Here is a 12,203-nt window from a genome sequence, read left to right as displayed (position 1 = left end):
CCGAAGCTACTTGGTTTCCTCGGCGGCACCGGGGCCACGGATGCCCAGCGCCCGGGTGGTCTCGGAATTGACGAGTAGGACCAGCGCCGTGATCGCGACCGCCGCGAGGGCGATTCCGGCGGGGATCGCCACGCTGTCCGCCTGGAGCAGGCTGTAGGCGACGGGCAGCGCCATGATCTGGGTGATGACCGCGGGCCCCCGGCTCCAGCCGCGGCGCAGCAGCAGGCCGCGGGCGGCCAGCAGGGGCAGCAGCGCGAGCACGATCAGCGTCACACCCAGGGTTACGCCCTGCTGCCGGTCTCCCGAGTCACCCGTGGCCCCCAGGACGAGCATCCACACGCCCCCCACGGCGAGGACCAGCCCCTCCAGCGCGGCCAGCGCGGCCGCGGCGGTCAGCCGTCCGGGACGGGGCTCTGCGGAGGGGGCTTCAGGGGTGGGGATCTGCTCAGCGCTCACCCCCGAAGGGTATCCCTCGGGCCCCGGCGCGCGGCCCGACCCCGGCCGCCACCCCACCGCCTCCCGCACCTCACCGTGTCGAGACTCACGCCCCTATCTCTTACCGGATCCCTAACTCTGTCTGGGACCAGTACCCCTCGGTAGGTACGCTGCATCGCATGCGTGCACTTCTCGTGGTCAATCCGGCAGCTACCACCACAAGTGCGCGCACGCGCGATGTCTTGATCCACGCGCTGGCGAGCGAGATGAAGCTCGAGGTGGTCACGACCGAGTACCGCGGGCACGCCCGGGACCTCGGGCGGCAGGCCGCGGAGAGCGACGACATAGAACTGGTGGTCGCACTCGGCGGCGACGGCACCGTCAACGAGGTCGTGAACGGTCTCCTGCACAACGGCCCCGACCTGGACCGTCTGCCCCGCCTCGCGGTGGTCCCCGGCGGCTCCACCAATGTCTTCGCCCGCGCCTTGGGCCTGCCCAACGACGCCGTGGAGGCCACCGGCGCCCTGCTGGACGCGCTCAGAGAGGACCGCGAGCGCGCGATCGGCCTCGGTCTCGCCGCGGGCACCCCCGGCACCGAGGACGAATCCGTCCCCTCCCGCTGGTTCACCTTCTGCGCGGGACTCGGCTTCGACGCGGGCGTGATCGGCCGGGTCGAACAGCAGCGCGAGCGCGGCAAGCGTTCCACTCATGCCCTGTATTTGCGCCAAGTGGCACGTCAGTTTTTGGACGAACCTCACCGCAGGCACGGAACGATCACACTGGAGCAGCCCGGCCAGGATCCGGTCACCGATCTTGTGATGTCCATAATCTGCAACACCTCGCCCTGGACGTTTCTCGGCAATCGTCCGGTGTACGCGTCACCTAAGGCTTCGTTCGATACCGGGCTCGACGTACTCGCTCTCAACCGCATGTCGACGGGCGCGGTTGCCCGGTATGCCACCCAGTTGCTCACTTCGTCCCCCGAGCGCGGACCCCACGGCAAGCACGCCCTGTCCCTGCACGACCTGACCGACTTCACCTTGCATTCGAAGGCGCCGCTCCCCCTCCAGATGGACGGCGACCACCTGGGACTGCGCACTAGCGTGACGTTCACAGGCGTACGCCGTGCACTGCGTGTGATTGTGTGAGCGGAAGGGCCCAAAGTCCTTTCACTCGAACGTTTAGACCAGGGTCCACCCCATGGAAGTACGGCTGTGACCTAGTCGACACCGAGGAATCAAAAAAAACTTTCCAGAAGGGGTTGTATCCGCCGCTGAGGTTTGCGAGTCTCTACGTGGCGATCGGGACGGCCCGCAACATCGGCCCCACAGAGAGCCAGAACCCCTCCTCAAATCACAGGACCACGTCAGGTAATCCTGGCAGTCGGCCCTTCACTTGTTGAGGGATTCGTGAAAGCGTTCACATTCACAAGCAACGTGCATGTAATACCAAGGAGAGGTAGCAGCCATGGACTGGCGTCACAACGCCGTTTGCCGCGAGGAAGACCCCGAGCTCTTCTTCCCCATCGGCAACACCGGTCCTGCGCTGCTGCAGATCGAGGAAGCCAAGGCCGTCTGCCGCCGCTGCCCCGTCATGGAGCAGTGCCTGCAGTGGGCGCTCGAGTCCGGCCAGGACTCCGGCGTCTGGGGTGGCCTCAGCGAGGACGAGCGCCGCGCGATGAAGCGCCGTGCCGCCCGCAACCGGGCCCGTCAGGCCACCGCCTGACACCCCACCCCGTAACGAGCCTGAGCCCGGCGGCGCGTACAGCGAGTACGCATCTCCCGCCCCCGAGCCGCAGCGCGCAGTACCCCCGATGCGCATAGCAACGTAAGCAGTGGCCCCGGACCTTCTGGCCCGGGGCCACTGTCATGCGCGACTTGTGGGTGCGTCAGATACTTCTGCTTGTACTTCTGCTCGCGCCCCTACGCGTACTCCTACTTGTGTGCCCGCACCGGAATGTCCAGGATGACCTGCGTGCCGCGCTCCGGGGCCGCCACCATGTCGAAGCTGCCCCCCAACTCGCCCTCCACCAGCGTCCGTACGATTTGCAGCCCGAGGTTGCCCGAGCGGTGCGGGTCGAAGCCCTCCGGGAGACCGACCCCGTCGTCCTGGACGGTGACCAGCAGGCGGGCCTCCTTGCTGGTGCCGCCGCGCACCGCCGAGACCTCGACCGTGCCCCGATCGCCCTCGCGGAAGCCGTGCTCCAGCGCGTTCTGAAGGATCTCGGTGAGCACCATGGAGAGCGGGGTGGCGACCTCGGCGTCGAGTATGCCGAAGCGGCCGGTACGGCGGCCGGTGACCTTGCCGGGCGAGATCTCGGCGACCATGGCGAGCACCCGGTCGGCGATCTCGTCGAACTCCACCCGCTCGTCCAGGTTCTGAGACAGCGTCTCATGCACGATGGCGATCGAGCCGACCCGCCGTACGGCCTCCTCCAGGGCCTCACGGCCGCGCTCCGACTCGATGCGCCGGGCCTGGAGCCGCAGCAGCGCCGCCACCGTCTGGAGGTTGTTCTTGACCCGGTGGTGGATCTCCCGGATGGTCGCGTCCTTGGTGATCAACTCGCGTTCTCGGCGGCGCAGTTCGGTCACGTCGCGCAGCAGGACGAGCGAACCGACCCGGGTGCCCTTGGGCTTGAGCGGGATCGCGCGCAGCTGGATCACCCCGTCGGCGCTCTCGATCTCGAACTCGCGGGGTGCCCAGCCGCTGGCGACCTTGGACAGGGCCTCGTCCACCGGACCCCGGGACGGGGCGAGTTCGGCGGTGGTCACACCGAGGTGGTGGCCCACCAGGTCGGAGGCGAGGCCGAGGCGGTGATACGCGGACAGCGCGTTCGGGGACGCGTACTGGACGATGCCGTCGGCGTCGAGGCGGATCAGTCCGTCGCCGACCCGCGGGGAGGCGTCCATGTCGACCTGCTGGCCGGAGAACGGGAAGGAGCCGGCGGCGATCATCTGGGCAAGGTCGGACGCGCTCTGGAGGTACGTCAGCTCCAGCCGGCTCGGGGTGCGCACGGTGAGGAGATTGGTGTTGCGCGCGATGACACCGAGGACGCGCCCCTCCCGCCGTACCGGAATGGACTCGACCCGTACCGGCACCTCCTCGCGCCACTCGGGATCGCCCTCGCGGACGATCCGGCCCTCGTCCAGCGCGGCGTCCAGCAGCGGGCGGCGGCCGCGTGGGACGAGGTGGCCGACCATGTCGTCCTGGTACGAGGTCGGGCCGGTGTTGGGCCGCATCTGCGCTACGGAGACATAGCGGGTGCCGTCGCGGGTGGGAACCCACAGCACGAGGTCGGCGAAGGAGAGGTCGGAGAGCAACTGCCACTCCGAGACCAGCAGATGCAACCACTCGAGATCGGAGTCACCGAGAGCGGTGTGCTGGCGGACGAGGTCGTTCATGGAGGGCACATCTGCGAGCCTACCTGGGGGTTTGGCCCGGCTCCGAAAACACCCGCGGGCCGCGGCGCCTGGGAGGGACCCTCAACCCTCCCGGCACCGCAGCCCGGAGCAGCAACGGCCGCGGGGTGTGCGGTCCCGGTCGGCCGAAGGAGAGGACCCGGAGCAGTCAGGGCAGAGAGCGCCGGTTCCTCGGTCCGCCTTCCTGTGCGGGGAAGACGGATGCTTGTGTGGATCAACGCCTCGCCGTAAGCGACGCTTCGTCGATCGAAGGCTTTACCTGCACATTGTGGACTAGACCACGTGCCGCGTCCATGCGCCGGCGGATGTTTGTTGTTGTCTCTTTATCGAACTTCCAACAGCATCCACCACGCAGACTAGCCCGGTTCGACCCCCGGTGGGGGCCGGATCGGCTCATGAACGGGGCCGGATCACCTTGGCCTCGTCCACCCGCCCGGGGGACGCGTCGGTCAGCGGGTCTCCGTCACCTTCGCCAGGGCGCGCGGCGCGTCCGGGTCCTGACCGCGGGCGATGGTGACCTCGTAGGCCAGGAGCTGGAGCGGAAGGATCTCAAGGATCGGCTGGAGCTCCTCGGCCACCCCCTCGGTGGGCAGGACGAACCCGGCCGAGGCCTGTTCCACCTGGGCCCGGGGGCCGATGACGACCAGGTCGGCGCCGCGCCCGCGCAGCCGGTCGAGCACGGGCTGGAGCGCCTCGCCGCCCTTGCCGTCGGTGACGACCGCGATGACCGGGGAGATGTTGTCGACCATGGCGAGGGGGCCGTGCAGCAGATCGGCGCCGGAGTACGAGAGGGCGGGGATGTAGCTGGTCTCCATCAGCTTCAGGGCCGCTTCCTTGGCCGTGGGGTAGCCGTAGCCGCGCGAGGTGATCACCATGCGCTCGGCGAAGCGGTAGCGGGAGGCGAGCGTACGGATCTCGTCCTGGCGGGTGAGGAGATGCGCGGCGAGATCGGGCAGCGCCTTGGCCGCGGCGCCGTCGCCGCCGCGCAGTCCTTCGACGAAGAGATAGAGGGTGAGGAGGGAGGCAGTGTAGGTCTTGGTGGCGGGCAGGGCCTTCTCGGGTCCGGCCATGATGTCGAGGTGGTACTCGGAGACGGCCGCCAGCGGTGAGTCCGGGTTGTTGGTCACCGCGAGCGTGATGGCGCCGGCCTCACGGGCGGCCCGGGTCGAGGCGACCAGGTCCGGGGAGCCGCCGGACTGGCTGACGGTGATGACCAGGACGTCGGTGAGATCGGGCCGCGCGCCGTACGCCGTGGTCGTCGACATCGAGGTGAGCCCGCACGGCAGGCCCAGCTGGATCTCCAGCAGGTACTTCGCGTACAGGGCGGCGTTGTCGGAGGTGCCGCGGGCGGTGAGCAGTACGAAGCGGGGCTCGCGGGCCGCGATCTGCCGGGCCACTTCCTGGACCCGCGGCGCGCCCGCCTCCAGGATCCGGCGCAGCACGTCGGGCTGCTCGGCCATCTCGCGGGCCATGATCCGACCCGGGCGGTCGTCGTCGGTCCGGGGGTCCGGGGTAGGGGCGGACATGGGGCCTCCTGGGGACGTTCCGGTCGTACGCGTCGACCGTGGCCGATACGGGGTGGTGCGTGCGGTGCGGATCGAGAGGATCGCTATCAGCATCTCATCGGCTGTGGGCAGGGCTTTGTCGGGTGTGCCGTTGCTGATGGGGGTGGCGAGCGGGCGTCCGGGCGGCGGGCCTGGATACGTCGAGAAGCCGTGACGGGCCGCGGGTGGGACTCCTTTGCTAGATTGGTCTACACCACATGTGTTCCCTCACGGTTCCCGGCGAGCCACTCTCCAGATCGGCAGGCCCAGCGTGGAAGTTGTCATCGTTCCCGACGCCAAGGCGGGCGGCGAGCTGATCGCCGAGGCCATGGCGGAGCTGCTCCGGCGCAAGCCCGACGCTCTGCTCGGCGTGGCCACCGGCTCGACGCCGCTGCCCATCTACCAGGCGCTGGCGGCGAAGGTCGGCTCCGGTGCCGTGGACGCCTCGCGGGCGCGGGTCGCCCAGCTCGACGAGTACGTGGGACTGCCGGCCGAGCACCCCGAGTCGTACCGGTCGGTGCTGCGGCGCGAGGTGCTCGCACCGCTGGGGTTGGGCATGGACGCGTTCATGGGCCCGGACGGCACCGCCGAAGACGTGCAGGCCGCGTGCCAGGCGTACGACAAGGCGCTGGCCACGGCCGGTGGCGTCGACCTCCAGCTGCTCGGGATCGGCACCGACGGGCACATCGGGTTCAACGAGCCCTGCTCCTCGCTCGCCTCGCGGACCCGGATCAAGACGCTGACCGAGCAGACCAGGGTCGACAACGCGCGGTTCTTCGAGGGCGACATCGAGCAGGTGCCGCACCACGTCATCACCCAGGGCATCGGCACGATCCTGGAGGCGCGGCATCTCGTCCTGCTGGCCACGGGTGAGGGCAAGGCGGACGCGGTCGCGGCGACGGTGGAGGGGCCGGTGGCCGCGGTGTGCCCCGCCTCGGCGCTCCAGCTCCACCCGCACGCCACGGTCGTCGTGGACGAGGCCGCCGCGTCCAAGCTGAAGCTGGCGGACTACTTCCGGCACACGTTCGCGAACAAGCCGGACTGGCAGGGGATCTGACCCCGAGGGCGCGAAGAAAAGCACGCAGCGGAAGAAAGTAAGAAGGAAGGTGCCGGCCCCTGGGGTCCGGCACCTTCCTTCTTTCTTGGCCTGCGTGCTCCTTCTCGCGGGCCGTCACTCCCCCGCGATGACCTCCGCCGCCGCCCGGCCGCACACCCTCGCCGCGCCGTGCGTGGCGATGTGGAGGGCGCCCCGGGGCGGGGCCTGGGGGATGCCCATCTCGACCACGATCGTGTCGGGGCGTTCCCTCAACAGGGTGTCCAGGGCGGCCGTCATCCAGGGGTGGCGGTGTTCGTCGCGGACGACAGCGACGACGTGGCGGCTGCCCGCGGCGGCCAGGGCCGCCGTTGCCGCCCCCTCCCCGGCGAAGCTGCCCGTCTCCGTGCCGGGCAGCAGCCGGGCCAGTTCCGCGGCCACGCCCCAGGGGGTCTCGTCACCGACGGCGATGTTCGCCACGGGGGTGAAGGCGGCGACGAACGGCGCCGCGCCCACCGGCTCGTACGACGGCGCGCGTGTCACCGTCAGCGCGCGCCGGGCGGCGACGAGCCCCACGTCGGCCGGCTCCCGCTCGGCGGCCGGCGGAGCCGCGGAGGCCGCCGCCGTCCAACGGGCCAGTGCCCGTACCCGCTCCGCCGCGTCCGCGAGGCGCTCCTCGGGGAGTTCACCGGTGCGCACCGCCGTGACGAGGGCGTCGCGCAGGCGCCGTACCGTCTCGTCGTCCGCGAGCCCGCCGCCCACGCAGATCGCGTCCGCGCCGGCCGCGATGGCGAGGACACTGCCCCGCTCGATGCCGTACGTCCCGGCGATGGCCCGCATCTCCATGCCGTCGGTGACGATGAGGCCGTCGTAGCCGAGTTCCTCGCGGAGCAGGCCGGTGAGGATGCGGCGGGAGAGCGTGGCCGGGCGGTCCGGGTCCAGCGCCGGGACCAGGATGTGCGCGCTCATCACGGCGCGTGTGCCCGCGGCGATCGCGGCGCGGAACGGGGCGAGTTCGCGGGCCTCGATGACCGACAGGTCGGCGTCGATGCGCGGCAGCTCGTGGTGCGAGTCGACCGCCGTGTCGCCGTGGCCGGGGAAGTGCTTGGTGCAGGCCGCGACGCCCGCGGACTGGAGCCCGGTGACGTAGGCGGCGGTGTGCCGGGCCACCAGGTCGGTGTCGGCGCCGAAGGACCGTACGCCGATGACCGGGTTGTCGGGATTGGAGTTCACGTCCGCCGAGGGGGCCCAGTTCAGGTTCACCCCGCAGGCCGCGAGGCGGTGGCCGAGTGCCGAGGCCACCTCCCGCGTCAGCTCCACGTCGTCGACCGCGCCCAGCGCGTGGTTGCCGGGGTAGGAGGAGCCTGCGCGGACCTCGAGGCGGGTGACGTCGCCGCCCTCCTCGTCGATGGCGACCAGGACGTCGTCGCGCTCGGCGCGCAACTGGGCCGTCAGGGCCGCGAGTTGTTCGGGAGAGGCGATGTTCCGGCCGAACAGGCCGACGGCGGCGAGCCCTTCGCCGAGGCGGCGCAGCAGCCAGTCGGGGGCGGTGGTTCCGGTGAAGCCGGGCTGGAGGACGGTGAGCGCGTCGCGTGCCAGGCCGTTCTGGCCGGAAGAGGACGCGGTCGTACCACTGGCGAGTGTCGTCATCGGGTGGCGTTATCCCTTCACGGCGCCCGCGGTCAGCCCCGCGGCCATCTTGCGCTGGACGATGAGGAAGAGCACGACGATCGGCACGGCCATCATCGTGGCGCCGGCCATCATCGGGGCGTACTCGGTGCCGTGCTTGGTGGTGAAGTTGCCGAGCCAGACGGTGGCGGTCTGGTGCTCCTGGCTCATGAGCATCAGGGCGTAGAGGTACTCGTTCCAGGCCTGGATGAACGCGTACACGGACGTGGCGACCATGCCGGGCGCGAGCAGCGGGAAGACCACCCGTATGAAGGCTCCGGTGCGCGAGCAGCCGTCGACCATGGCCGCCTCCTCCAGCTCCTTCGGGATGTTGACGATGAAGCCGCGCAGCGTCCACACCGTGAAGGGGAGGATGAAGGTCAGGTACGTGATGATCAGGCCGGAGAGCTTGTCGTACTGGTTCAGGTCGTTGAGCAGCAGGAAGACCGGGATGATCATGGCGACCAGCGGGATCATCTGGACCGCGAGGATGCCGACGATCACGATCTTGCGACCGCGGAAGGCGAAGCGGGAGATGGCCAGCGCGGCCAGCATCCCCACCACGACGCCGATCACGACGACCGACAGGGAGACGATCAGGCTGCGGCCGACGGGGCCCCAGAAGTCCGCGATGTCCAGCGCGCGACGGAAGTTGTCGAGCGTGAGCCCCGTGGGGAACAGGCTCGGATCCGGGTCGATGGCGTCCTTCGCCGGCTTGAACGCCGTGTTCAGCATCCAGTAGACGGGGAAGCCCGCGGTGACGAAGACGAGGAGGCCGAGGAGGTTCCAGCCGAGCTTGGACTTCCCCCGGCGCCGGCCCGCCGTGGCGAGGGTGCTCATTCGACCTCTCCGATCTGCAGCATCTGACGCATGTACACGGCGACCACGCCCAGCAGCAACAGCACGGTCAGCAGGGCGATCGCCGATCCCTGCGCGTAGTCGTTGACGACGAAGGCGCGGTCGTAGGAGTACGTGGTGAGCAGTTGGAACTCCGCCTCCGGATGACCGCCCCGCATCACGAAGACCTGCGGGAAGACGCCCATGTCCCAGATGACGGAGAGCGTCGTGAGCATCACGACGATGGGCTTGAGGATCGGGAGCGTGACGTAACGGAAGACGCCCCAGGCGCCGGCGCCGTCCAGCCGGGCCGCCTCCTCCAGTTCGCTCGGCACCTGGGTCAGCCCCGCGCTGAGCGTGATGACGACGAAGGGCACCGCGCCCCACACCACCAGGAGCATGATCACGGCCAGTCCCTGGGGGCCGCTGGCGAACCAGTTGTGGCCGATCATGTCGACGCCCGGCAGCTTGCTCAGCAGCGCGTTGAAGACGCCGTAGTCGGAGTCGAAGAGCCACTTGAAGACGGTGGTGGCCACGATGATGGGCATGCCCCAGCTGGCCACCAGCACGATGTTGATCAGCATCTTCACCCAGCCCGAGACGCGCTGGAGGAGCAGCGCGATCAGCATGCCGATGACCATGGTGAAGACGACGGACCCGACGGCGAAGACGATCGTGCGGACGACGACCGTCCAGAACTCGCTGTCGCCCAGCACCTTGCCGAAGTTGTCGAAGCCGACCGACTCGGCCGGCTGGAAGCCCCACAGCTGGGACTGCCCGAACTTCTGGAAGGAGAGGGTGACCAGGCGGACCAGGGGATAGCCCATGACCAGCGCGAGGATCAGCAGACAGGGCGCGAGCAGGGCCCAGGGGACCGCCGCTCCGCCCGAGGTCCGCCTTCTGCGTGGCGCCTTGGGGACGGCCGGTGGCGGTGCCTGCCGCGGCGGCGGCACCTTGGCGGGGGTGGTCGTGTCTGCGGCACTCATCGCGCGCTCCTCAGCGGTCCCTCAGGTCGTACGTGGTCGAAGCCCCGCACGGGGTCGTACGCGGGGCAGGCCCCACACGGTCGAACACAGGCGAAACACGCCCGGGCCGTACGCGGCCGGCGCCTCGCACGGTCGTACGCGGCCCGGCTCCGCACGGTCTGCGCGGGGGCGGACCCTCGCGATCCCACACGGGGCGGACCCTCGCGGTCGTACAGGGTCCAAACCCGGTGCGGTCATATCCGGGCGAAAGCCGCCCAGGTTGCACGCGGCCCGAACCCCGCACGGTCGTGCACGGCCCGAACCCCGCACGGTCGTGCACAGTTCGAATCCCGCGCGGGTCGTGCACAGGGGCGGACCCCCACGGTCGTACGCGGGCCGAACCCGCACAGGTCATGCACGGGGGCGGGCCCCCGCGGTCGTACGCGGGGCGCTCGCCGGGGCGGGCCCTCTCGGTCGTGCGCGAGGCGGCCCTGCCCCGCCCTGCTCGGTCCTGTTCGGTCCTGTTCGGTGTGGGTCGTGCGTGGTCCGAACCTGGTGCGGTCGGTTCCGGTCGGGGGCCGCCCCGGTCGTGGACCGGCCCGACCCACCCGGCCGTACGCGGCCCGGCCTCGCACGGTCGTACGTCGCCGGGTCCCGCGCGGTCGTGCGGGAAGCGGCAGGAACCCTGGCCCGAAGAGGGCCCCGGCAGGCGTGCCCGGGAACATCCCGGGCACGTTCCTGGATCGACCCGGACGCACTCGGAGATACTCGGACGTACCCCCGGAGGCACACTCCGGGCGGACCCAGGGCGGACCCTGGACGCACCCCGGGTGAAGCCCCGGACGTGCCCCGGGGTCCCACCACGCCCCGCGCTCACGTCACTTGGTGTTGATGACCTTGTCGATCGCGGCGTCCGCGTCCTTCGCGGCGGCCTCGACCGACTTCTTGCCGGTGCCGATGTTCTGCAGCATGGTCTGCAGGACCTGGGCCTTCTCGACCTGGCCCCAGCCTGGAGCCATCGGCACGAACCAGTTGGACTCGGCCGCGGTGGCCGGAACCACGGTCGCCGGGTCGTTCTTGAGGGTGGCGAGGTCGGTCTTGTTGTTGGGCAGGTTGCCCTTGGCCATCAGACCCTTCTGACCGGCGGAGCCCGTGAAGGCGTTGATCCACTCGGCGGCGAGCGCCTGCGCCTTGGACTTCACCGGGACGGCGAGGTCGGAACCGCCGAGGAAGACGGGGATGTTCTTGCCGGACGGGCCGGGCATCACGAAGTTCTCGAGGTTGCCCTTGAGCTTGCCGGTCTTGTCGTTCTTCGGGTCCTCGGAGGTCGCACCCTCCCACGCGGCGCCGAAGATCATGGCGGACTTGCCCTGGCCGTAGACGATGTAACGGTCGGACTCGTCCTTGGTCTTGTCGCCGTGCATGTACTTGTCGACGATGGTCTTCCAGTCGTTGAGCCCCTTGATGGACTCCGGAGACGACAGGTTGGCCTTCCACTGGCCGCCGTCCTCCTTGGCGATGGAGCCGCCGGCGTCGTAGACGAAGGACATCGCGGCGTACCAGTCACGCGTCGGCTGGTACCAGGCGCTGAACTTGCTCCCCTCCTTCTTCTGGATCTTGTCCAGGTCGGAGATGAGCTCCGTGTACGTCTTCGGGGGCGTCTTGACACCGACCGAAGCCGCCACGTCCTTGCGCCAGTTGCCGACGCGGCCACCGGCGTAGTACGGCACGCCGTAGGTCTTGCCGTCGTAGGTGACGGAGGCCTTGAGGCCGTCCAGCCACGCGGACGAGTTGTCGAGCTTCGACGCGTCGATGGGAGCGAAGGCGCCCTTGACCATGTAGCCGAGCATCTCGGTGTTGCCCATCTCGACCACGTCGGGCGCCTTGTCGGTGGCGAGGACCGCGTCGAGCTTGGTGTTCTTGTCCGGCCAGCCGTAGTACTCGTGGTTGATCTTGACGCCGGGGTGCGCCTTCTGCAGCGCCGCGTCGGCGGCCTTCACCAGCTCGGGCCAGTTGTTCTGCGCGTCCACCGTGAGCCAGACGGTCAGGGCTTTCGCGTCCGCGCCCTTGTCCGACCCCCCGGACTTGTTGTCGCTGCTCCCGCACGCCGCGATGGAGACCATCATGCCCGCGATACCGATCGCGGCTGCCAGCTTCCGCTTCACGCCACCCTCCTCAGGGATGCCATAAACCCCCCTGCCCACCGCGGTGACACATGCCGAAGCGCTGCCGAGTACTGCCCGTGGGACTGGGACTGGACCAATGGTGTAGACCAGTACGGGGAGCTTGGCCTAGACCTAGA

At 69.7% G+C, this 12,203-nt stretch carries 10 protein-coding genes; 3 read left to right on the top strand and 7 right to left on the bottom strand.

Annotated elements, in window-relative coordinates; translation table 11 throughout:
* Positions 1–6: 6 nt before the first annotated feature.
* Positions 7–456 (bottom strand): hypothetical protein, encoded by a 450-nt coding sequence (locus KVT44_RS18100; RefSeq protein WP_217567783.1) that lies wholly within the window; start codon positions 454–456, stop codon positions 7–9.
* Positions 457–614: 158 nt separating this feature from the next.
* Here KVT44_RS18100 and KVT44_RS18095 point away from each other — a divergent pair, with 158 nt between their 5' ends.
* Together KVT44_RS18095 and KVT44_RS18090 are read left to right on the top strand one after the other, a co-directional pair.
* Positions 615–1,583 carry a diacylglycerol kinase family protein gene (locus KVT44_RS18095; protein WP_099920719.1) on the top strand — a complete coding sequence of 323 codons (969 nt, stop codon included), beginning with the start codon at positions 615–617 and terminating at the stop codon, positions 1,581–1,583.
* A gap of 319 nt (positions 1,584–1,902) precedes the next feature.
* On the top strand, positions 1,903–2,160 hold the full coding sequence (locus tag KVT44_RS18090; protein ID WP_006380970.1) for a WhiB family transcriptional regulator: 258 nt from the start codon (positions 1,903–1,905) through the stop codon (positions 2,158–2,160).
* A 209-nt stretch (positions 2,161–2,369) separates the two neighbouring features.
* Here the strand turns inward: KVT44_RS18090 and KVT44_RS18085 are convergent, their stop codons facing one another.
* Both KVT44_RS18085 and KVT44_RS18080 read right to left on the bottom strand, forming a co-directional pair.
* Positions 2,370–3,836 carry a sensor histidine kinase gene (locus tag KVT44_RS18085; protein ID WP_054228133.1) on the bottom strand — a complete coding sequence of 489 codons (1,467 nt, stop codon included), beginning with the start codon at positions 3,834–3,836 and terminating at the stop codon, positions 2,370–2,372.
* Positions 3,837–4,303: 467 nt separating this feature from the next.
* On the bottom strand, positions 4,304–5,380 hold the full coding sequence (locus KVT44_RS18080; protein ID WP_190172804.1) for an SIS domain-containing protein: 1,077 nt from the start codon (positions 5,378–5,380) through the stop codon (positions 4,304–4,306).
* Positions 5,381–5,669: 289 nt separating this feature from the next.
* Between KVT44_RS18080 and nagB the strand changes: the two genes are divergently transcribed.
* Complete coding sequence (gene nagB, locus KVT44_RS18075; protein WP_217567782.1) at positions 5,670–6,455, top strand: glucosamine-6-phosphate deaminase; 786 nt, start codon at positions 5,670–5,672, stop codon at positions 6,453–6,455.
* Between the two features lie 114 nt (positions 6,456–6,569).
* Here nagB and KVT44_RS18070 read toward each other — a convergent pair whose 3' ends face one another.
* From KVT44_RS18070 to KVT44_RS18055, 4 genes are all read right to left on the bottom strand, one after another.
* Entirely contained in the window at positions 6,570–8,081 is a 1,512-nt protein-coding gene (locus KVT44_RS18070) for a glycoside hydrolase family 3 protein (RefSeq protein ID WP_217567781.1), read from the bottom strand.
* A gap of 9 nt (positions 8,082–8,090) precedes the next feature.
* A complete protein-coding gene (locus KVT44_RS18065) occupies positions 8,091–8,939 on the bottom strand; it encodes a carbohydrate ABC transporter permease (RefSeq protein ID WP_099920723.1) in 849 nt (282 codons plus the stop codon).
* Positions 8,936–9,922: a carbohydrate ABC transporter permease gene (locus tag KVT44_RS18060; protein WP_217567780.1), complete on the bottom strand. Its 987-nt coding sequence runs from the start codon at positions 9,920–9,922 to the stop codon at positions 8,936–8,938. Before KVT44_RS18060 ends, KVT44_RS18065 begins: the two co-directional genes overlap by 4 nt.
* Before the next feature lie 857 nt (positions 9,923–10,779).
* Positions 10,780–12,066, bottom strand: a complete 1,287-nt coding sequence (locus KVT44_RS18055) for an extracellular solute-binding protein (RefSeq protein WP_099920724.1) — start codon at positions 12,064–12,066, stop codon at positions 10,780–10,782.
* Between the last annotated feature and the right edge of the window lie 137 nt (positions 12,067–12,203).

This window comes from Streptomyces sp. GbtcB7, assembly GCF_019091445.1.
Classification (GTDB): domain Bacteria; phylum Actinomycetota; class Actinomycetes; order Streptomycetales; family Streptomycetaceae; genus Streptomyces; species Streptomyces mirabilis.
This window is presented reverse-complemented; position numbering and strand designations above follow the sequence as displayed.

Coding starts and splice junctions, on each gene's coding strand:
- KVT44_RS18085 (WP_054228133.1), bottom strand. CDS start 3,836: ATGAACGACCTCGTCCGCCAGCACACCGCTCTCGGTGACTCCGATCTC.
- KVT44_RS18070 (WP_217567781.1), bottom strand. CDS start 8,081: ATGACGACACTCGCCAGTGGTACGACCGCGTCCTCTTCCGGCCAGAAC.
- KVT44_RS18090 (WP_006380970.1), top strand. CDS start 1,903: ATGGACTGGCGTCACAACGCCGTTTGCCGCGAGGAAGACCCCGAGCTC.
- KVT44_RS18095 (WP_099920719.1), top strand. CDS start 615: ATGCGTGCACTTCTCGTGGTCAATCCGGCAGCTACCACCACAAGTGCG.
- KVT44_RS18080 (WP_190172804.1), bottom strand. CDS start 5,380: ATGTCCGCCCCTACCCCGGACCCCCGGACCGACGACGACCGCCCGGGT.
- KVT44_RS18060 (WP_217567780.1), bottom strand. CDS start 9,922: ATGAGTGCCGCAGACACGACCACCCCCGCCAAGGTGCCGCCGCCGCGG.
- KVT44_RS18065 (WP_099920723.1), bottom strand. CDS start 8,939: ATGAGCACCCTCGCCACGGCGGGCCGGCGCCGGGGGAAGTCCAAGCTC.